The organism is Pseudomonas sp. Seg1 (genome assembly GCF_018326005.1).
Lineage (GTDB): Bacteria > Pseudomonadota > Gammaproteobacteria > Pseudomonadales > Pseudomonadaceae > Aquipseudomonas.
In genome coordinates this window covers 2,506,564-2,527,119 of record NZ_AP021903.1, presented here as the reverse complement: position 1 = coordinate 2,527,119, position 20,556 = coordinate 2,506,564, and the positions used below count along the sequence as shown (strand labels likewise).

At 60.3% G+C, this 20,556-nt stretch carries 19 protein-coding genes and 1 pseudogene; 8 read left to right on the top strand and 12 right to left on the bottom strand.

The annotated features are described in order from the left end of the window. Positions 1-9: 9 nt before the first annotated feature. The 4 genes from KI231_RS11205 to KI231_RS11190 all read right to left on the bottom strand — a co-directional run bounded on the left by KI231_RS11205 (position 10) and on the right by KI231_RS11190 (position 7,354). Positions 10-1,386 (bottom strand): iron-containing redox enzyme family protein, encoded by a 1,377-nt coding sequence (locus KI231_RS11205; protein ID WP_213028261.1) that lies wholly within the window; start codon positions 1,384-1,386, stop codon positions 10-12. A gap of 179 nt (positions 1,387-1,565) precedes the next feature. Then, complete coding sequence (locus KI231_RS11200) at positions 1,566-2,285, bottom strand: hypothetical protein (protein ID WP_249412119.1); 720 nt, start codon at positions 2,283-2,285, stop codon at positions 1,566-1,568. 373 nt (positions 2,286-2,658) lie between these two features. Continuing rightward, positions 2,659-6,249: a toxin VasX gene (locus tag KI231_RS11195; RefSeq protein ID WP_213028259.1), complete on the bottom strand. Its 3,591-nt coding sequence runs from the start codon at positions 6,247-6,249 to the stop codon at positions 2,659-2,661. 355 nt (positions 6,250-6,604) lie between these two features. Next, positions 6,605-7,354, bottom strand: coding sequence for a tellurite resistance TerB family protein (locus KI231_RS11190; protein ID WP_213028258.1), 750 nt, complete (start codon positions 7,352-7,354; stop codon positions 6,605-6,607). A 260-nt stretch (positions 7,355-7,614) separates the two neighbouring features. Here KI231_RS11190 and pcsA point away from each other — a divergent pair, with 260 nt between their 5' ends. Next, a complete protein-coding gene (gene pcsA, locus KI231_RS11185) occupies positions 7,615-8,337 on the top strand; it encodes a phosphatidylcholine synthase (RefSeq protein ID WP_213028257.1) in 723 nt (240 codons plus the stop codon). 145 nt (positions 8,338-8,482) lie between these two features. Here pcsA and KI231_RS11180 read toward each other — a convergent pair whose 3' ends face one another. Both KI231_RS11180 and KI231_RS11175 read right to left on the bottom strand, forming a co-directional pair. Continuing rightward, a complete protein-coding gene (locus KI231_RS11180; RefSeq protein WP_103306920.1) occupies positions 8,483-9,295 on the bottom strand; it encodes a class I SAM-dependent methyltransferase in 813 nt (270 codons plus the stop codon). Between the two features lie 33 nt (positions 9,296-9,328). Continuing rightward, positions 9,329-9,601 carry a DUF4242 domain-containing protein gene (locus KI231_RS11175; RefSeq protein ID WP_103306919.1) on the bottom strand — a complete coding sequence of 91 codons (273 nt, stop codon included), beginning with the start codon at positions 9,599-9,601 and terminating at the stop codon, positions 9,329-9,331. Positions 9,602-9,838: 237 nt separating this feature from the next. Between KI231_RS11175 and KI231_RS11170 the strand changes: the two genes are divergently transcribed. Next, complete coding sequence (locus KI231_RS11170; protein ID WP_213028256.1) at positions 9,839-10,300, top strand: GNAT family N-acetyltransferase; 462 nt, start codon at positions 9,839-9,841, stop codon at positions 10,298-10,300. A 17-nt stretch (positions 10,301-10,317) separates the two neighbouring features. Here the strand turns inward: KI231_RS11170 and KI231_RS11165 are convergent, their stop codons facing one another. From KI231_RS11165 to KI231_RS11155, 3 genes are read right to left on the bottom strand one after another with little or no spacing between them, the layout of a single operon-like run. Beyond that, on the bottom strand, positions 10,318-11,529 hold the full coding sequence (locus KI231_RS11165; protein ID WP_213028255.1) for a cytochrome c biogenesis protein DipZ: 1,212 nt from the start codon (positions 11,527-11,529) through the stop codon (positions 10,318-10,320). 48 nt (positions 11,530-11,577) lie between these two features. Further along, positions 11,578-11,790, bottom strand: coding sequence for a hypothetical protein (locus KI231_RS11160; RefSeq protein WP_213028254.1), 213 nt, complete (start codon positions 11,788-11,790; stop codon positions 11,578-11,580). A 27-nt stretch (positions 11,791-11,817) separates the two neighbouring features. Continuing rightward, a complete protein-coding gene (locus tag KI231_RS11155) occupies positions 11,818-12,081 on the bottom strand; it encodes a DUF2790 domain-containing protein (protein WP_213028253.1) in 264 nt (87 codons plus the stop codon). Between the two features lie 295 nt (positions 12,082-12,376). Between KI231_RS11155 and KI231_RS11150 the strand changes: the two genes are divergently transcribed. Beyond that, the gene (locus tag KI231_RS11150; RefSeq protein ID WP_064392669.1) at positions 12,377-13,117 is read left to right on the top strand and encodes a response regulator; all 741 of its coding nucleotides are present in this window, start codon (positions 12,377-12,379) and stop codon (positions 13,115-13,117) included. After that, positions 13,114-14,421, top strand: a complete 1,308-nt coding sequence (locus KI231_RS11145; RefSeq protein WP_213028252.1) for an ATP-binding protein — start codon at positions 13,114-13,116, stop codon at positions 14,419-14,421. The genes KI231_RS11150 and KI231_RS11145 overlap by 4 nt, the downstream gene beginning before the upstream one ends. Before the next feature lie 120 nt (positions 14,422-14,541). Here the strand turns inward: KI231_RS11145 and KI231_RS11140 are convergent, their stop codons facing one another. Together KI231_RS11140 and KI231_RS11135 are read right to left on the bottom strand one after the other, a co-directional pair. Continuing rightward, positions 14,542-15,291, bottom strand: a complete 750-nt coding sequence (locus tag KI231_RS11140) for an HvfC family RiPP maturation protein (protein ID WP_213028251.1) — start codon at positions 15,289-15,291, stop codon at positions 14,542-14,544. Beyond that, positions 15,284-16,123 (bottom strand): HvfB family MNIO-type RiPP peptide maturase, encoded by an 840-nt coding sequence (locus KI231_RS11135; RefSeq protein ID WP_213028250.1) that lies wholly within the window; start codon positions 16,121-16,123, stop codon positions 15,284-15,286. The genes KI231_RS11140 and KI231_RS11135 overlap by 8 nt, the downstream gene beginning before the upstream one ends. Positions 16,124-16,540: 417 nt before the next feature. On the opposite strand from KI231_RS11135, the gene KI231_RS11130 reads away from it, so the two are divergent. The 3 genes and pseudogenes from KI231_RS11130 (at position 16,541) to KI231_RS11125 (ending at position 18,601) form a co-directional block, all read left to right on the top strand. After that, positions 16,541-17,587 (top strand): class I SAM-dependent methyltransferase, encoded by a 1,047-nt coding sequence (locus KI231_RS11130; RefSeq protein ID WP_213028249.1) that lies wholly within the window; start codon positions 16,541-16,543, stop codon positions 17,585-17,587. 28 nt (positions 17,588-17,615) lie between these two features. Next, positions 17,616-17,711: pseudogene (locus KI231_RS30310) on the top strand (N-acetyltransferase); the annotation flags it as partial. A 47-nt stretch (positions 17,712-17,758) separates the two neighbouring features. After that, positions 17,759-18,601, top strand: coding sequence for an NAD-dependent protein deacetylase (locus tag KI231_RS11125; RefSeq protein ID WP_213028248.1), 843 nt, complete (start codon positions 17,759-17,761; stop codon positions 18,599-18,601). 106 nt (positions 18,602-18,707) lie between these two features. Here the strand turns inward: KI231_RS11125 and KI231_RS11120 are convergent, their stop codons facing one another. Next, positions 18,708-19,583 carry a LysR family transcriptional regulator gene (locus KI231_RS11120; RefSeq protein WP_213028247.1) on the bottom strand — a complete coding sequence of 292 codons (876 nt, stop codon included), beginning with the start codon at positions 19,581-19,583 and terminating at the stop codon, positions 18,708-18,710. A 261-nt stretch (positions 19,584-19,844) separates the two neighbouring features. Between KI231_RS11120 and KI231_RS11115 the strand changes: the two genes are divergently transcribed. Then, the gene (locus KI231_RS11115; RefSeq protein ID WP_103306907.1) at positions 19,845-20,543 is read left to right on the top strand and encodes a CoA transferase subunit A; all 699 of its coding nucleotides are present in this window, start codon (positions 19,845-19,847) and stop codon (positions 20,541-20,543) included. The last annotated feature ends 13 nt before the right edge of the window (positions 20,544-20,556 follow it).

Genomic DNA, 20,556 nt, shown 5'->3' with positions numbered 1-20,556 from the left:
CTGATGTCCTTAAGGCAGGCGGGATTTGAGTTCGATAAACCGGCGAGTGGCAAGTAGCCCGGCAGGATGCGCATGCCGCGCCGGCGCCAGCCACGGAATAAGCGCGGCCATTTGTGCGTGGCCATCAAGCCCTTCCAGCGCGGCGTTGAGCTGCTGCACGTCGGGGTCCTGTTCAGGCACCTCAATTGGTGAGTTGGCCGGCGCGTGTCGGCGCAACGCCGTGGCTTTTCGCGCCGGTTTCCAGTCGCCGGCAATCCAGTCGTGGACCAGCTGTTTCTCGTAGGCGCTGAACACGCCGAACATCGCCGCACCATCGCCGTCGATCAACTGCCAGAAGCGACTGGCCTGCGGGTCTTCATGACGCTTGATCCAGCCTTTGTCCTGCAGGGCTTGCAGGAAGCCCGGCAAATGCGCCGGTTCTGCCAGCCACTGGTTGACGGTTTTGCCTTCGAAACGGCAATAGTCCGAGTGCATGTGCTGGGCGAACGGGCACTTGCGCTCGAGCATCGCCAGTAATTCGTTTTCCAGGTCGAAACCTTCGATGATCGCGCGACTGCCCTGCCCCAGATCATTGAGTCGATAACCCAGCGATACCCGCCGCAGAAAATCGGCGCGATCGGCCTCAAGCGGCAACAGGTCAAGTACCGCTTGTACGGCTTTCTGCGCATGGCCGGTGCTGGCGTTGTCGATGGTGACGTGCAAAGTGAAGTAATACGGGTCGATGCCCAGCTCGCTAAGCTCGTAACTGCTGATCAGCAAGTGCAACGGCAGCTGCTCGTAGCCGAGGTTGTAGCCGATGACTTCTGGCAAAAACTCATCGCCGCAGACGCCGAGCGCCAGTTGCAGGGCGCCTTGTAGATAACGCTCATCGGTAATGGGACCGGCGTGGTCGAGGTCGTGTTCGGCCAGCAGTTTGCGGTAGATCACCACATGGTTCTGCGCCGGATTGCCCTCGCCAAGCTCTTCCAGATAGGTGCAGAGCAAACCGCTGAAACGTGGATCGCGCCAATGCTGCAACAGCCCGTACAACCAGGCACCATCGACTAGTTTGGTCGGGCCCACCGCTTGCAGGAAGTACAACGCCTGAGCCTTGTTTCTGAAGAACTGCCGTGGCCCGCCGGCCTTGCGCTGTTGCAGATAATCAGCGTATTGCCGAGCGACATCGGCGCAATGCGCGGCGACCCAGGCGTGCCAGGTAGAGGGGTCTTGCGGCAGCTCTTCGGGCAACGCTGCAGCACATTCCAGCTGTTGGTGCAGGAACGTTTGCGCAAGGGCTTGCGGGTTTTCCTCCCGTAGCAGCGCTTCATAGACGCCACGGATATTCCCGGCGGGTTCGATCGCTTGTTCTTGGGCTGGCACGGATTGCAGGGGTGTCAGGACAGTCATGGCAATATTCTCGGTCGATTGTCAGGACGCTGTTTCGCGCCTCTACAGCAGCAGAGGGGTTGCGCATGGCAAAAATTCAATCGAGCTGAAAAATGCCCGGACGGACGGAGCAGTTGATGAATCCGTGAACGAGACCGAAGGCTACATCTGCAGCGCATTCCGGGGCGAATCCCGGGCATTCATGCCACTCGCTGCACCTGGGCAAAAATTTCCGTGATGGGCCGCTGCGGCTGACGCTTTTGCAACTGCCGCACCTGCTCACTCAGCCGCAGCAACTCCTCACTCGGCTTGGCCCATTGATCTTCCGGTAAAGGCTCGGACCACTCGCGCATGGATTCGGGCAACGTCTGCTTGCCAATCCTTTCGAGGCGCCGCACTTCCCATTCGACGAGACGGTTGGGAATCGTCCACAGGGTCATGACGTGGTACAGGTACCAGAAAAACCCTGACAGCCGAGTGCGTGAGCCGTCGCGGATCTGCTGGTGCATGCGTGCGCGGGCGTTGCGAAAGGTGTGCAGGCCTTCGTGGGGAGGGTCGTCGGGGCCTTGCAGGTCTTGCAGATCCTGAATCGATTTGAGGTCGTTGACCTCGTATTCCATGTAGCCGCGAATGGCTTCCCAATGGCTGATGGCGAGTGGCAGGCCGGCGCAGGGGAATTCGAGGCTGGTGAGGGTTTCGCCGTGGTAGAAGCCGATGCCCATGCCGTATTGACGGTGGATGCCGTATTGGGTCGCGCCTTGGGCTTCGATGATCCAGGCGGAGAGGGATTCCCAGGGGACGAAGACGGGTTCGGTTTCGCCTTCGGGCATGAAGCAGACTTCGCGGCGTTGGCGGTTGAAGCGGGTCGGGATGATTGAGGCGCGTTTTTTGTGGTTGTGGTGCCAGACGGCGAGGCCCATGAAGAGACTTAGAAAGCCTGCAATTAAAGAGACTCCGTAAGCCTCCTGAAAAAGGCCCACTATGGCGTGAGAGATGTCATCCCATCCCATCCCAAATAAAAAGAACATGAAACCGCCAATGAGAGGGAACAAACAAGCGGTCATAAAAGTGCCACTCAACGGTCCTCCCAATATGACCTGCCACGAAAACACCTGCGGTAATCCCAACCCAAAATCCATATAAACATTATTCAGCTCGCCTATATGAGGACCGTATGGCGGCAATGGTGTTGGAAGAGGCAGCGGTGCGAGATAGGTAATCTTTCCACTCGGAAAGGGCTCGACATCTCCTGCTCGCTGCTGCTCAAGCCGTTCATGGACGGGCAAATCGTGATTACTCGGCATGATCGGCCAGTTCCAGAAATTGGGTCTCGACGAGCAAAACTGGTGGGGACTCTTTAATCAACTGAGGAGAAACCACCGAAAAATGTCCCTCACCCCGAGGGTCCAAATGTATGACGCGTGTTCGCGATGACCACTCACCGTTGGTGTTCAAGGTTTGTATGCAGACTGCCAGTTCCAGCGTCTCTCTGGCAGGCGTAAATTCAGAACCGAGACCCACCGGGTACTGAAGACAGAGCACCAGTCCCTCCGGGGATGACTTTACGATGCGCAAGCTACTTACGACCTCATCGCTGATTATGTCCTTGCGTTCTCGGGGCGCTCCTTGACTGTGTAATGGCAGAGAAATACGGTGAGCGCCGATGCCTAGACGATGTGTCGACTTACCGCCAAAGGGAGGCAGCAGATCACTCAACGTCAGTCTTGGCAGCACCAGATGGATATCGCTGGGTTTGGCTTTGAACAACAGTTTTTTCAGCCAAGAGTCGTACGGGTTTGGGCCAAGTTGGGCGTAAGGCGCGTGAATCAGAAAAGCCAGATACTTTTGATAGTCATCCAGTGAGTGATCACCGCACATTTCCGCATCCCGGCTCCAAGGCGTGATTTGCAGCCATTTATCGTGAGCGCTTAGGTTGTAGCGGTTAAATAGCCAGGTGCCGCTCAGCTCAAGCACAGTGAACAGCGCCCCTGCGAGATTGAAGCGGAAAAATACAGTGGACAGACGTGTGCCCGCGGCCGCCCAAGCGGCAGTTCGCGCGGCACGATTCGGTGCAGTCAATACCTTGAACGTGGCGTGGGCGGTGTTGCTCAAGCCATAGGCGTTGACTGTCACCATTCCACCTGCTCCGAATGTACCAAGTGCTGCACTGTTACTCGCCGCTCGATTTCCACTTCGAGTAGCCTGCTCCCAGTTCTTGTGTTGTGTGCGAAGACTAATTGTGGAAGCCACCAACCCTAAGAAGAAGTTTAAAAAGCCTAGCCCTATGTGCAACTTCCCCATCTGCACATATACATGCTGCAAGGCATGAGGTTGAAGTGCAGCTACAAGCGCAGTGCTACGAGCCTTCATTGCTGTATCAGCAAGACTTTGAGCCGCTGTAAAACCCGCCGCCCCAGTCGTCGCCAATGCACCGTAAAGTGGAGCCCACGTCCGCTTGTTGTTAGCCTGTTTGGTCAGTTCTTTGATAACCCCCAACAAATTCACCACCTGCACCAAAACCACCACCAACCCCATCCCCTCCGTCTTCACCAGACTCCCCGCCGAAATCCCACCCACCCCCAACCGAATATTCCCCAGCAAACTCCTTAACTCCCCCTGCTGTGCCGGCGGAAACACCACCGTCACCCCTGCCCGCGCAGGCGTGGCGCCGTACAAGCGGGCCGAGCGATCCGGCACTTCCTCAATCGGGCTCAGCGCCGCCGCCAGTCGCCCTTCAATCACCGTCAACTGCGCCCGCACGCGCAGGATCTCTTCCTGCAACTCCAGCGCTCTCGGCGTTTTGTGGCCCTGGCGGTTCTTGTTGTGGGTGATCTGGTTGCGTTCGCGGTTGAGGGTTTTCAGGTAGTCGCGTTCGCGCAGCAGTTCCTTGATTGCGGTTTGCAGGGCGGACTGTTCTGCGGGGCTGGCGACGGTGAAAGTCACGCCGCTGGTTTTGGCGGCATCGAAGAGGCGCAATTTCAACCCCTTGGGCAGGCGTTGGAACAGTTCATCGAGATCGGGGATTTTCTCGCCCGATAGGTCGAAGCCTTCCAGTACGTGGTTCAGGCCCAGGTTCAGTGCCGGACTGTAGGTGTCCTGCACAGCGGCCGCGACCGTGCGGCTGTGTTCGGGCATGTCGTCGAGGGCCGGCAGGTGTGGTTGCTCGATCTTCTTCAGTTTCGCCAGCCAATCCGGCAGGTTGTTGAACGTGGCCATGCCGGCGTTGAACAGGAACGCATATTGCCCGGCCTGCTCGGCTTGCAGACGCAGCGGCAAGGTGTAGAACAGCGTTCGGGTCAGTTCCGGGTGCTGTTCCAGATAACCGAGCATTTGTTCGCTCGCCGCGTCGCTGCGGCAGAGGTCCTTGAGGCAGGCGTATTCGGTGCTGAGGGCCTGGTGCGGTTGCGTCGCGTCTTGTGCGTCGTAGTACCACGCCGCGCGGTGGAAGCGGCCGGCGACCAGCAGTTGCGTGCGGTCGGCGGTGATGCGTTCGAGCAGGCGGTTCCAGCGGCCAAGGTCATCGCGCAGCAGATTCAGTCTGTCGTCCATCGCCGGTCGGTCGATCAGGTCGTTGACCCCGCGTTTGCCGCTGAGCACCGGGCCGTCGAGCACATCGCGCATGCGCCGATCCTGATCCTTGCCCAGATCGACCAGCGCTGACAGGTGTCGCTCGACGAAATCTTTGGGGGCGACTGCCTCGAAATACTGACGCGTGTAGTAACGGCGATCCGCCTCGGCGGTGGCGCGACCATGGGCGGTGAAATCCGGCGCGACGCCGTCGAAACGGTTCAGGGCCAGTGACTGATCGAGGGCCTTTTCACGCAGTTGCTTCAGTTCCGGCGTCGCGTCTGTAGAGGTCGGCTCGACGCTGCCGCCCTTGTTCAAATAATCGAGCAACGCCTTGCGCGTGTTCTCACGATCCGGTTCCGGCAACTGTTCGATATCGGCAAACAGGGCTTTGGCCTGCGGTTGGTCACTGGCGTTGGCCAGACTGTCGAAATCGACGGCACCGAGTTGGCTCAGCGATTCGATGTAACTGGCCAGCAGATAATCACGCTCGTTGTTATCAGCGTTGCTCCACGCCTCGACCCAGCCGACCACGCGGTCCTGATACTCGGCCAGATCGCGCAGCACGCCCAGATCATCGTTGACCAGCAGAAACAGCGTGTCGTCCTGATAAGGCCCCCGTACCCGACCGAGAAACTCGCCGATGTGTGCGGCACGAAAACGCTTCGGCTGCTCCCACAAATACGGTTCGCGTTCATGCTCGGGGGCATCGCTGACCTGCACGGCAGGCATCCGGGTCGCGTCCGTTTCAGCGACCGGCTCAGCGCCTGTCGCCACTTCCGCCAGCCATTTTTTCGCCTGAGCAACCGTCAGCAAATGTTCGCCACCGACCAGACAATTCACCGGCCCCAGATCGACCGGCTGCATGAAATGCCCGCGCTCCTCAGCGCTGTCCAGCACCTGAGAGCATTTGCGGGCCGTCCACTGCACCTCGGCGAAGCTCACGTACAGCGTGCTTTTGCGCGAAAAGATCAGCGCCGGGCGCTCTTCAATGGCTCCGCGCTGATCCTCATTGACCGATTTACCCTGATGCAGCAACGCCGTGATGATGCCGTCGAGTACCCGGTATTCGTACAAATCGCCGCTGAGGCTGTCGATGATGTACAACCAGCCGTCGCGCAACCGGCGGATGCCCATCGGGCGCGCGCTCAGGGTGTACGGCAAATTCAGCTCGGCGCCGGGATCGTGCTCTCTTTCCACCAGGCCGTAACTCAGCGGCAGCAGTTGCACGTGGGTTTGTCGTAGCGGGCACGCCGTAGGAGTAGCAATTGGGGCTTTCGAAGCCGCTGCGGCGTCGAGAATGGCGGGATGGGTCATTGGCGCCCCCCCTGACGAGCCCAGCGCTGCGCCAGATCAGCGGCCAGCGCACCGCACCCGCTAGGAGCCAGCAGAAGCCCGGCATGCCCGCACACGCGAAAACCGCTGAAAAAACCTTCTTTACCCCGTATGAAAACGATGAACCTGCCAACGGTAAGCATCCACATGTCCCTGTGTCTGTTTAAGGCACAGGACTGTGGGGCGTGATGGCTAAATTGGTGAAGTCAGATGAATCGACGCTTTATGTAGGACGGTTCCATTTAGGAAAAGACGGACAGTCTCACGCTGAATGTCCTACAGACATTGCTGCAAAAAAAGGCGATCCACTTGTTGCACGGGGTAGCGACGTCCTGCCTCAGGCTGTGCCCTTGGCCTGCTGCTCCAGATGCACCTGTAATTCAGGATCAATCTGCAACGCCGCCGCCAGCTCATCCAGATAGCTGCGCTCGGCGTCCTGCTGGTCGTCCACCAGCATCACGCTGGCCAGATACATTTCCGCGGCCACCGCCGGGTCGTTGTTTGCCGACTGCGCCACTTCATTGGGGTCAAGGGGCTTGGCGACTTCGTCATCAAACCACTGCTTCAGCTGCGGATCATCAGTGTGCTTGCCGATCTCACTGCTTATAAGCTGTTTTTCACTATCGTCGATGCGCCCGTCAGCCTTGGCCGCCGCGATCAGCGCGCGCAGCACGGCATGGCTGTGTTCTTCGATTTCGGGGCCGGCGAGCAGATTGGCCGTTTGCGGCGTCTGCTGTGGCGCTGCGCTGGCCTGACTGCGTTGCCAGGCCTGATACGCCTGGAACGCCATCATGCCCAACGATGCCAGTGCCGCATAATTGGTGCCTCCGGAACGGCTTTGCGTGCCGCCAGCGCCGCCCAAAACGCTGCCCAACCCACCGCCGCCGAGCAAGCCACCGAGCAATCCGCCCAAACCTCCTACCCCTCCGGCAGGCGAACCGCCGCGAGTGCCGGTGGAGTCCGCGCCACCAAGCAGCCCGCCCAGCAAACCACCGAGGCCACCCAGACCACCACCGGCGGCACCACTTTGTTGACCCGCCGAGGCCTGGCCCCGCAGCAGTTGTTCGAGCAAATCGCTGGTGTTCATGACGTCATCCTCAAGCATTGGCAGTGACTGCGTCTGGCAACAATAGACCGCTGCGGCCATTGCGCCAGCACCGTTTGGCCGACACAGAAAAGGCCTACAGATTTCGCCTGCGTATTTTTTCAGTGGCGAGCTAAGATTCATGGTGGGTGAACCTTATCCCGGCATGACCGGTCGATAGCTGCAACCCCGACCCGGTTAGCCGGCGCCCTTGCTGTCCAAGGGTGTTACCCGGCTTGCTTCACTTTCTGGAGAACGCCCCCGTGATATCCACCGTCCACATTGCCAGGCTCAAGGCCTGGGGCGCCCATGGCTTTACCGCGACCGGCGTGGTCACGGCGTTTCTGGCCACCCTCGCCCTGCTGGAAAACCAGCCCGTCCACTGCCTGATGTGGCTGGGCGTGGCGCTGATCGTCGACGGCCTCGACGGCGCACTGGCACGCAAGGTCAATGTGCAATCGGTACTGCCCAGTTTCGATGGCTCGATCCTCGATCTGGTCATCGATTACCTGACTTACGTGTTCATCCCGGCCCTGTTTATCTATCGCTACATTCCGCTGCCGGATTACACGCTGTTGCTGACGGTGTCGCTGATTCTGGTGTCGTCGCTGTTCTGCTTCTGCAACGTCAACATGAAAAGCAAGGACAACTACTTTGTCGGTTTCCCCGCCGCGTGGAACGTGGTCGCACTGTGCCTGTACATCATCGGGCCAGGACCGTGGATCACCTTTCTGACCGTGATCGGCCTGGCGCTGCTGACGGTGACGCGGATGAAGTTCCTCCACCCGTTCCGCGTGCGCCGCTTCATGCCGATCAACATTGCGGTCACGGCAATCTGGCTGTTGTGCAGCTTGTCACTGGTGCTCAATCACCCGGTGATCAATCCAATGGTGATGGGCTTGTGGCTGCTGATGTCGGCGTACTTCCTGGGGATCTGCATCTGGCGCACGGCACTGGAATGGTTTGATCGGTCCCAAGCGAAATAGCCCCAAGACATACCCGAAAACCTGTGGGAGCTGGCTTGCCAGCTATGACGGAAGGTCAGTCAGCATATTCATTGCCGACAGACCGCTATTGCTGGCAAGCCAGCTCCCACAAGGATCTCCCTTCAGATGAAGGATCGAGTTCGACTCAGCGCTTGCTGATCACTACCTCCAGATACTCGCTCGGCACCACCAGCGAGCCCTCCCCTGCCCGGTTCAAGCGGTTGAGCAAATCTGCCAGATCACTTTCCAGCGCCTGGCCGCTTTCCGGCGGTAATACCGCAAAGGCCTTGTGCACCGGCCCGTACCAATGCCGAAAGATATCGATGAAGTGCGCCGCCGAGCGATAGCGGAAATTGAAGTCGCGGCGAGTCACCTGCACGACGAAATCGCGGTCATCGAAATGCTGGTGGAGCCACGCTTCCGTGCCCCAGTTCGACGGTGGCTGAGCACCGGCCGGCGGTGGCAGATGGCGACCGAGGGTCTTGAACATCTGGCCGACGAAACCTTCCGGCGTCCAGTTGGCCAGTCCGATCCGCCCGCCACGACAGCAAACCCGCGCCAGTTCGGCCGCCGCCTGGTCCTGATCCGGGGCAAACATCACCCCGAACGTCGACAGCACCGCTGCAAAACTGCCGTCGGCGAACGGCAGTGCTTCGGCGTCAGCGACTTGAAAGGTCACGTCCAGGTGTTCGGCCCGGGCGCGATCCTGGCCGCGCTCCAGCAGGGCTGCCACGTAGTCAGTCGAGGTGACCAGACAGCCGCGCCGCGCTGCCGCCAGCGTCGCGTTGCCGTTACCGGCCGCGACATCCAGCACTTCCTCGTCGCAACGCAGGTCGCAGGCTTCGGCGAGATTTTCACCGACGATTTGCAAGGTCGTGCCGATCAAGGAGTAGTCGCCACTGGCCCAAGCGACCTTCTGGCGTTCCTTCAAGGCAGTGAGATCAATCGGGGTACTCATGAAGAGGTGCTCCGCAACAGGTGGAAACTGGCTTCATTCGGCGGTAGTCGGGTCGATCACCGTCATCACCCGCGCCACGCTGTTGGCGGGGAAACCGCCGAGGCGAGCGTGTTCGCGCACCTGCTCTTCATCGGGGGCGATGTACACGCAGTAGATTTTGTCGGCAGTGACGTAACTCTGCAGCCATTGCACCTGTGGCCCGAGTTCACGCAACGCATTGCAGGACGTTTGTGAAACGGCTTTGAGTTCTTGCTCCGACAGCTTTCCGGCCCCTGGAATCTCGCGTTCAATCACGAATTTCGGCATGGCAACCTCGCGTTCTTCTTGTTGTATGGCGTCTGTGGCGGGGCCGGCAGTGGCCCTGCTCGTCCACTATCGCGCCGAGCGCGGCCGGCGTCCCTGCCAGTCGTCTGCACATTCAGGAAAACCGCGGCTTTGCCGATGAGTGGTGGAAATCTGTTAAGCGGTTGCAACACCCTCGGCATTGCCAGCAGCGGTCGATTGGTTTCTGATGCACGCTCGCCCTCGGAACGGACTCGACTCATGCCTCTGCTTCTCGACTGGCTGGCCAGCCACCCGCAACACAGCGACACCTATGCCGCGTGGATCCACCAGCAATTTCACTACGAATACGCCCATCAACCCTTGGTCGAATGGCAACGGGAATTTGCCGAAGGTCAAAGCAATGGTGACTGGTCTTGCCTGATCGCCTTGGACGGTGAACGACTGGTCGGCGGTGCAGCGCTGGCTCGCGATGATCTCGCGCATCGGCCCGATCTCGGCCCTTGGCTGGCCTGCGTATTCGTCGACCCGGCAGCTCGCGGGCAAGGCTTGGCCGAGCAATTGATCGAAGGGATTTGTCAGGAAGCGAAAAACCGTGGCCTGGCGCGTCTTTATCTGCACACGCAGAGCAAGCAGGACTATTACGCCAAACGCGGCTGGCAGGTGCTGGAGCGTTTTCGCGCCTGGGACAACGACCAATGGCTCATGGTGCGCGACCTCTGAGCCATTGGCCGGATTGATCAGGCCGCAGGCGCCTTGGCCTCTTCAAGCAATTGCCGAATCACCTGCTCCTGAGCCTCGTAGCGGCCTTCGCCGAAGTGGCTGAAACGCACCTGCCCCTTGGCGTCAATCAGGTAGTGCGCCGGCCAGTACTGGTTATCGAAGTTGCGCCAGATCGCGTAGTTGTTGTCGATGGCCACCGGGTAGGTGATACCCAATTTGCGCACCTGCTCCCTGACGTTGTCGATAATCCGCTCGTAGCCGTATTCCGGGGTGTGCACGCCGATCACCACCAGACCATCCTTTTCGTACTTCTTCGCCCAGTCCTTGACGTACGGCAGGCTGTGCTGGCAGTTGATGCAGTCGTAGGTCCAGAAGTCCACCAACACCACTTTGCCGCGCAGGGATTCGGCGCTGAGTTCCGGCGAGTTGAGCCATTGCACCGCCCCGGCCAGCGACGGCATCGCGCCTTTGCTGTCGTCCATCAGCGAATCGGCGCGAACTTTGCTGACGAGGAAGTCGAGCACTTTCGGCACGTTTTCCAGCACGCTTTTTTCGACACTGGCGACGCCTTCCGAGGATGTTCCGGCCAATAGGGTTTTATCTGTGCCGGTGGAAATCACGGCCGCCGCCGCGAGTACCGCGACACCAGCGCCACGGCGCAACCAAGCGGTGAACGGGATCGACGGTTTCAAGCGGTTGACCAACCCGCGACCGGCGAAGATCAGCGTGCCCAACGACAACGCACTGCCCGCGCCATAGGCCAGCAACAACAGGCTGGTCTGCGCGTTGGCGCCTTGCAACATGGCGCCCGTGAGGATCACCCCGAGGATCGGCCCGGCACACGGCGCCCACAATAACCCGGTGGCGACGCCGATCATCAGCGAGCCCAAGGGGCCGGCCTTTTTCTGCGCATCGGGATCGAGTCGGTTGCCAAGCCACACAAACGGTCGCGCCAGCCAGTCACCAATACGCGCCGAGATCAGCGACAGCGCGAACAGCGTCATGACGATCAGCGCGATATGGCGTCCGCTGTTACTGGCCTGAATCACCCACTCACTGCTGACCACGGCCAGGCTGGAGATCAGCGCGAAAGTCAGGGTCATGCCGCCGAGGGTCAGCAGGATCGAAGAGCGGCTGCGGTGAGCCCCGGCAAACAGGAACGGCACCACCGGCAGGATGCACGGGCTGAGGACGGTCAAAAGACCGCCGAGGAAAGCGATGAGATACATAAGGGTCACCCTGAATAAATGTGAGCACTGAGCCCTGTGGCGAGGGAGTCAGGCGTTCTGGCTTTCCAGCCTCTGCCCTTGCGGCGTGCGGTTGGAGCCGTCAGCGGCGAGCAAGGCGTCGGCGCCTGGCTTGGTGATAGGCGTCAGTTGAAAACAGCTGTTGTCATGGCAGCTATGCTGTTCGACCGCAGCGTTGGCATGCACGGCGACACCGGCGAAAGAGAAAGCAACGGCAGTGAGGAGACGAGAGAGGTTATTCATGGTTCTTTCCTTCAAAAAAGTGACGAATCAGTTGTCGTTGTTGCAGTCGTCAGCAAACTTGCGGTAATCCAGCACGTGGGTTTTGTTGGCCGAATCCAGGTATGTCATGCGCGCATCAATGACGCCGCACATCACCGAATTGTCCTGGGTCAGCGAGATCACTTTCTGGATGTCCAGGTGCGTGTCGTAGTTGTAGGTTTGTGGAGTAACAGTGGCTTCGGCGCGGGCCGACAGGGTGCAGATGTTCAGGGCGGCAAACAGGCAGGCGGCGATAACCGATGTATTTTTCATGGCGTGTTCCTCAAGGCTTCAGTGGGTTTGAGCCGAGGCGTTATGGTGTGCCTCGATGGAGCTCATTGAAGCCTCGCGAGGTATCGCGTATGTGTCGGAAACGAGCGGCTATAAATGGCTATGTATCCCTGCCGCCCGGGGATACACAGCGATACAAAAGCCTGAAAAAATCGTCTTTTTGCGTTCCCGTGTATCGTCTGTGACGCCAGATACACTGCAATACAAACGCAGGCAGGCGAGCGCGTAAAGGCTCGATAGACTGCACGGCATTCCCCCTTTAAAGAGGCCTGGCCCGATGGAACATGTCGATCACATTCTCATCGTCGACGACGATCGCGAAATTCGCGAACTGGTCGGCAACTACCTGAAGAAAAACGGCCTGCGCACCACCGTAGTCGCCGATGGTCGGCAGATGCGCAGCTTTCTCGAGGCCAACACCGTCGACCTGATCGTGCTCGACATCATGATGCCCGGTGACGATGGCCTGCAGCTGTGCCGCGAATTACGCGTGGGCAAACACAAGGCCACGCCGGTGCTGATGCTCACCGCCCGTAACGATGAAACCGACCGCATCATCGGCCTCGAAATGGGCGCCGACGACTACCTGACCAAACCCTTCGCCGCCCGTGAATTGCTGGCCCGGATCAACGCCGTGCTGCGCCGCACGCGGATGCTGCCGCCGAACCTGGTGGTCACCGAAGCCGGCCGTTTGCTGGCGTTCGGCCGTTGGCAGCTGGACACCTCGGCTCGCCACCTGCTTGACAAGGACGGCACCATGGTCGCCCTCAGCGGTGCCGAGTACCGCTTGCTGCGGGTGTTTCTCGATCACCCGCAACGGGTGCTCAGCCGCGATCAATTGCTCAACCTGACCCAGGGCCGCGACGCCGATCTGTTTGATCGCTCGATTGATCTGCTGGTCAGCCGCTTGCGCCAGCGCCTGCTGGATGACGCCCGCGAACCGGCCTACATCAAGACCGTGCGCAGCGAAGGCTATGTGTTTTCACTGCCGGTCGAGATCCTCGGTGCCCCGGCATGAGCCTCAACCTGCACTGGCCGCGCACTCTCGCCTCGCGGGTGTCGCTGATTTTCCTGATCGGCCTGATCCTCGCTCAGGCGCTGTCGTTCGGTGCGCAGTATTACGAGCGTTACCAGAGCGCGAAAAACACCATGCTGGGCAATCTGGAAACCGACGTCTCGACCTCGATTGCGATCCTCGACCGCTTACCCGCCGAGGAGCGCCCGGCGTGGCTCAAGCGTCTGGCGCGGACCAACTACGGGTATCTGTTGAGCGAAGGCGAACCCGGTACGCCCATCGGGCCGGGCGAGGTGCCGGTTGCAGTCACCTCGATCACCGATGCCATCGGCGACCAATACCCGTTGACCTTCACCGACATTCCCGGCCCGCGAAAGCACTTCCAGGGCCATTTGCGCCTGAGCGACGGCAGCCCGGTAACCATCGACGTGCGCCCCTCGATGGTGCCGCTGTCGCCCTGGTTGCCAGCGGTATTGCTCGGCCAACTGGCCTTGATGATTGCCTGCACCTGGCTGGCGGTGCGCATTGCCATTCGCCCCCTCACCCGCTTGGCCAACGCCGTGGAAACCCTCGACCCCAACGCCCACCCGATTCATCTGGACGAGAAAGGCCCGAACGAAGTGGTCTACGCCGCCCGCGCGTTCAACGCGATGCAGGCGCGGATTGCGGACTATCTGAAAGAGCGCATGCAACTGCTGGCCGCGATCTCCCATGACCTGCAAACCCCGATCACACGGATGAAACTGCGCGCCGAATTCATGGACGACTCGGCGGAAAAAGACAAACTGTGCAACGACCTCGGCGAGATGGAACACCTGGTGCGCGAAGGCGTGGCCTACGCCCGCAGCATCCATGGTTCGACCGAAGAAAGTCGGCGCACCAACATGGATTCCTTTCTCGAAAGCCTGGTGTTCGACTATCAGGACATGGGCAAAGACGTGCAGCTTGTCGGCAAGAGTGAGGCAGTCGTCGACACCCGTCCGCACGCGTTGCGCCGGGTGTTGGTCAATCTGACCGACAACGCCCTGAAATTCGCCGGCGCCGCTGAAGTGTGGGTCGAAGCGAACAAGGGCAGCCTGTCGATCACCGTCATGGATCGCGGTCCGGGGATTGCCGAAGCGGAACTCGCGCAGGTGATGCAGCCGTTCTACCGCGTGGAAAACTCGCGCAACCGCGATACCGGCGGCACCGGGCTGGGTCTGGCGATCGCTCAGCAACTGGCGATGGCCCTGGGCGGCTCGCTGACTCTGAGCAATCGCCAGGGCGGCGGCTTGTGCGCCGAACTCAAGCTGCCGCTGAGGTCCTGAAAACACCTGAATACCTGTGGGAGCGGGCTTGCCCGCGAAGGCGTCTGGACAGTCAATGAAGAGGTTGACTGTGCCGGCCTTTTCGCGGGCAAGCCCGCTCCCACAGAGTCTTGCGGTGACTTAAAGAATCCCGACAACGCCGTTTTCATGCATTTGCTGCAACAGCGCCAAACCGCTATCCATGAACGACGCGTCCGCCAACTGCCCCGCCTCCTGCGCCAAACCCTGCAACTGCTCACGCCCGGTCAATCCCGCAAACTCGCCGATGCGCTGCAATAACCGCCAGGTCAGCGGGCTCAGCTCCGAGAATTTCACGCTGAAATCCGCCTCCCGCCGCACCAGCAACAACGTCGGTTGTTGCGGTGCGACCGAGGGTTGGTGATCCGGCCCGAGCAACTGCACCGGCCACGTATACGCCAGTGGCCACGCCAGTGCCGAGACCTGCAATGGCCGCTCCAGTAACAACTGCGCATCCGTCGCCGGCAACGGCTCGGCGTCGGACTGCTGCAGGACCATCTCGACCCATTCGTAATGCGCCAGCTCCAGCAGAAACGCCGGCCACTGACCTTCACGCAACACGTCAGGCTGCGCGGCAAGATAGTCGAGGAACGCCTCGGCAATCTCAGTAAATTTCGGCGTTTGTGCGCGATAGTCGCGCAAAAAACCGCGAACCAGCAGGTTCCAGCGTTGTTTGCCGATGATCCGGATCAGTACCGGAAAAGTGCCACTCAACAATTGCGAAAGATTGTTGAACAGCAGATCCCGGTAGACATTGACCCGCGCGATGTTCATATCGGCGGGTGGTGGTTGATGGTCAGGATCACGCAGGTAGCGCGTCAGCGCCTGTTGTTGCTGTTGAAGGTTATCCACGTTGAACTCCTGCGCCTTGCAGACGGCGGATGGTCTGTAGCTCGGCGACCAATTTGCTGAACGCCGGAAAATTGAAATCCCGCTCCAGCAAGGTCGGCTGCACGTCAAACCGGGCATAAGCCTCGGCCAGCAATGACCAGACCACGGGTTTTACCGAGGCGCCATGGGTGTCGATCTTGAGTGTGTCGGACTCATCGAAATGCCCGGCCACGTGCATCCCGACCACCCTGCCCGGCTCGATCCGCGCGAGGAATTCCTTTGGATCAAAGCCGTGATTGATCGAATTGACGTAGACATTGTTGACGTCCAGCAGCAGGTCGCAATCGGCCTCGCGCAGCACGGCGTTGGTGAAGGTCACTTCGTCCATGTCCTGGCGCGGGGCCGCATAGTAGGAGACGTTTTCCACCGCCAGACGCCGCCCAAGGATGTCCTGGGATTGCCGGATACGCGCGGCAACATGGCGCACGGCTTCCTCGGTGAACGGCAAGGGCAGCAGGTCGTAGAGGTGGCCGTCGTCGTTGCAATAACTCAGATGCTCGCTGTAATACCGGACCTGGTGATGATCGAGAAATACCCGTACCTCTTGCAGAAAACGGGTGTCCAACGGCGCCGAACCGCCCAGCGATAACGACAACCCGTGACACGACAGCGGATAACGCTCGGCCAGTTCGCGCAGCGCCGCGCCATGGGCGCCGCCGACGCCGATCCAGTTTTCCGGGGCGACTTCGAGAAAATCAAAATCGCCGCCACGGGCGACGAGCAAGTCTTTCAACAGACCACGGCGCAGGCCCAGACCGACGCCGGGTTGCCTTGATGCTTCGGGGATTTGCATGGGGGTTGACCTCACTTGATTGGCCAACCCAGTTGAACCGGCGGCTGTATCGCCGCTGTGTTCAGCCAACCGGGGATTTGCCGCCCTGTGTATCCCCCGACCGGCGCGATACACAGCAATACAACCCCTCATCAAACACCGCCCCTTGTGGGAGCTGGCTTGCCAGCGATAGCGGTGTATCAGGCAGCAAGTCAGTGGCTATGCCTACGCCATCGCTGGCAAGCCAGCTCCCACAGGTTTTTCAGTGCCCACAAATTCAGCGTCTATCCCGGACGAGGGCTAGACTCTTTCATTACCCAGTCGAGGGGGCTGCAGGACTTTTGCCGTGCCCTGCCCGTTTCCATGACCACCGCCCGGTGGCGCATGCCTCGACCCTCTACGTCGCCGGACTGTGATCCTGTTTCAGGAGCACATGTGATGGACGAGTCCCGACTCAACGAATTCATGGGCAAACTGGTCAACGACATGGGCGGCGCGGCGATGCTGGCCAATGTCATCGTCGGCGAGGAGCTCGGGCTGTACCGGGCGATGGCCGACAGTCAGCCGATCAGCGCCGATACCCTTGCGGCAAAAACCCACTGCAATCCCCGTCTGGTCCGCGAATGGCTCAGCGCCCACGCCGCGTCGGGCTACATGGAACACCGCGACGGCCAATTCCGTTTGCCGGAAGAACAAGCCCTGGCGCTGGCAGTTGAGGACTCGCCGGTATACGTCGCCGGCGGGCTCGGCGTGGTGGCGTCGTTTTTCCATGACAAGGACAAACTGGTCAAAGCCATGCGCGGCAACGGCGCCCTGCCTTGGGGCGATCACCACCCGTGCATGTTCACCGGCACTGAACGGTTTTTCCGCCCCGGCTATAAGGGCCACTTGATTGCCGAATGGCTGCCGGCACTGGAGGGGGTCGTGGCAAAACTGGAGGATGGCGCGAAAGTCGCTGACATCGGCTGCGGCCATGGAGCCTCAACAGTGATCATGGCTCAGGCGTTTCCCAATTCGCGCTTCGTCGGCTACGACTACCATGCGCCGTCGATCACGGTCGCCACCCAACGCGCCGAAGAAGGTGGGGTCAGCAGCCGGGCGAAATTCTTCCAGGGCACGGCGAAAAGCTATCCGGGAAACGATTACGACCTGATCTGCTATTTCGACTGCCTGCACGACATGGGCGACCCGGTCGGCGCCGCCCGCCACGCCTACGACTCGCTGAAGGATGACGGCACGGTATTGCTGGTCGAGCCATTCGCCAACGACACGCTGGACGACAACATCAACCCGGTCGGTCGGTTGTTCTACGCGGCTTCGACCTTTATATGCACACCGAACTCGCTGTCACAGGAAGTTGGCCTCGGGCTCGGCGCGCAAGCTGGGGAAATGCGTCTGCGCAAAGTCTTTGCCGAGGCCGGGTTCAAGCGTTTCAGGCGTGCAACGCAAACGCCGTTCAACCTGATTCTGGAGGCGCGCAAATAAATCATCGGGACTGAAAACAATACATACCCTGTGGCGAGGGAGCTTGCTCCCGCTGGGTCGCGAAGCGGCCCCAAAGGATGGGCCTGCTGCGCAGTCCAGCGGGAGCAAGCTCCCTCGCCACAGGGGTCGGTGCTAACCTGCAAGGCATTCACTCTGCCTGGAGCGCCGACCATGCTCGACAGCCCGATCCGCGAACAGCTCGACACCCTGCAACAGGCGATGGCCGATGGCGATTTTCTGGTGCTGACCGGTGCCGGCATCAGCACACCCTCGGGCATCCCTGATTACCGCGACAGCGACGGTGTGCGCCGTGGCCGCCAGCCGATGATGTATCAGGAATTCCTCGCTGCCCCCGAGTCACGCCGCCGCTATTGGGCGCGGGCGATGCTCGGTTGGCCGTGGGTGCGTCAGGCGCAGCCGAATGCCGCGCACGAAGCGCTGGCCAGTTTGCAGAGTCATGGGCGCATCAGTGGCTTGATTACGCAAAACGTCGACACCTTGCACGATCAGGCTGGCAGTCACGACGTGATCGAACTGCACGGCAGTCTGCATCGCGTGCTCTGCCTGGATTGCGGGCAGCGCAGTGAGCGCGATTCGATTCAGCGTTTGATGGAACAGCAGAATCCGTATCTGGCCGGCGTCGATGCGGTGCAGGCACCGGACGGCGATACCCTGCTCGACCCGGCGTTCGAAGCGCGGTTTCAGGTGCCGCACTGCCCCCATTGTGCGGGTGAGCGGATGAAACCCGATGTGGTGTTTTTCGGCGAAAACGTCGCCCAGGCCACCGCGGCACGGGCCATGGCGGCGGCAGAAACGGCGGCGGGGATGCTGGTGGTGGGGTCTTCGTTGATGGCGTATTCGGCGTTTCGTCTGTGCCGGGTGATCGCGGATCGCGGCAAGCCGTTGATTGCGATCAATCTGGGCAAGACTCGGGCGGATGATTTGCTCGACTTGAAGATTGAAGGATCCTGCGAACAGCTCCTGCCGTTGCTATCGCAACAGTTCATCTCCTGAACACATAAATCCCTGTAGGAGTGAGCCTGCTCGCGATAGCGTCTTGTCAGCCAACATCTTTGCTGACTGAAACACCGCTATTGCGAGCAGGCTCACTCCTACAGGTTCAGTGTTCGGCTTTGAGGATATCGAACAACGCCTGGGCCGCCGCCGACAGTTCATTGCCCGGCTCGGTCAACACGCCAATCGCCCGTTCCACCGAATCATTCAACGTCAGGCAGCGCGCGCCCAATTCCTGCATCTGTTCAGCGCACAATGCCGGGACGGCACTGACGCCCAGCCCACTGGCCACCATCCGCCCGACCGTCGCCAGTTGGTGGCTCTCGAACTCCACCGGCAACTTCATACCCCGGCCCTGCAAGTGCTCCTCAAGCATCACTCGCACCGTGGACGGCCGCTGCAAGGTAATGAACGGTTCCTGCAACAACGTCTGCCAGTCGATTTCGCTGCGGGCGGCCAGCGGCGAATCCTGCGGCACCACCGCAACGAAGCGGTCCAGATAAAGCGGGGTAAACGTCATAGACGTGTTCTGCATGGGTTCGAACGCCACGCCCAGCTCAACCTGGCGATCACGAACCATCTCCAGCACTTGTTCGTTGATCACGTCATTGACCGTCACGTTAACGTTCGGATAGCGCGCCCGAAAGGTCTTGAGGATCGGCGGCAGCAGATTGCCGGCAAACGATGGCATCGCCGCCAGCGTCACCCGCCCGCGTTGCAGGCTGAAGCGCTGACGCATTTCGTCTTCGGCGTTGTCCCAGTCGGCGATCAGACGCCGGGCCAGCGGCAGCAGCGATTCGCCCTCGGCGGTCAGGGCGACGTTGCGGGTATTGCGGCTGAACAGGCGCCCGCCGAGCCCCTCCTCCAAGGCTTTGATGGTCAGGCTCAACGCCGATTGCGACAGGTGCAGACGCTCGCCAGCCACGGCGAAACTGAGGCTTTGGGCGACAGCGAGAAAGGCGCGGATCTGTTTGATGGTCATAATGAAGCCTCAGGATTCTCATGCATGATCGTTCCCACGCTCCGCGTGGGAATGCTGCCCGTGACGCTCTGCGTCACTGAACGCGGAGCGTCCATGGATGCGTTACCACGCGGAGCGTGGGAACGATCAACCCTAACGCGGCGCTTTGATGAGTTTTATCTATTAATCAACCTTAAAAATCAACTTAACAAATATATCGCCCGGCGCGACACTCCAGTCATTCGGCTAGCCAGCCGCCCGCAAATAATAAAAGAGGTGCATATGGCAGGTTTCGACAAGCGCGTGAGTTCCTACGAGGAAGCCCTCGCCGGGCTGGAGGACGGCATGACCGTCATCGCCGGCGGCTTTGGTCTGTGCGGCATTCCGGAAAACCTGATCGCCGAGATCAAGCGCAAGGGCACCCGCGACCTCACCGTCGTTTCCAACAACTGCGGCGTCGATGGTTTCGGCCTCGGCGTGCTGCTCACCGACCGCCAGATCAGCAAGGTGATCGCCTCTTATGTTGGCGAAAACAAGCTGTTTGAAGAGCAACTGCTCAAAGGCGAAATCGAAGTCATCCTGACCCCGCAAGGCACCCTCGCCGAGAAGATGCGCGCAGGCGGCGCCGGCATCCCGGCCTTCTTCACCGCTACCGGTGTCGGCACGCCTGTCGCTGAAGGCAAGGAAGTGCGCGAGTTCAAAGGTCGCAAGTACCTGATGGAAGAGTCCATCACCGGCGACTTCGCCATCGTCAAAGGCTGGAAAGCCGACCACTTCGGTAACGTCATCTACCGTCACACCGCGCAGAACTTCAACCCGCTGGCCGCCACTGCCGGCAAGATCACCGTGGTCGAAGTCGAAGAAATCGTCGAGCCCGGCGAGCTGGATCCGTCGCAGATCCACACCCCCGGCATCTACGTCGATCGGGTCATTTGCGGCACGTTCGAAAAACGCATCGAACAGCGCACCATCCGCAAATAATTCAGGCTGACGG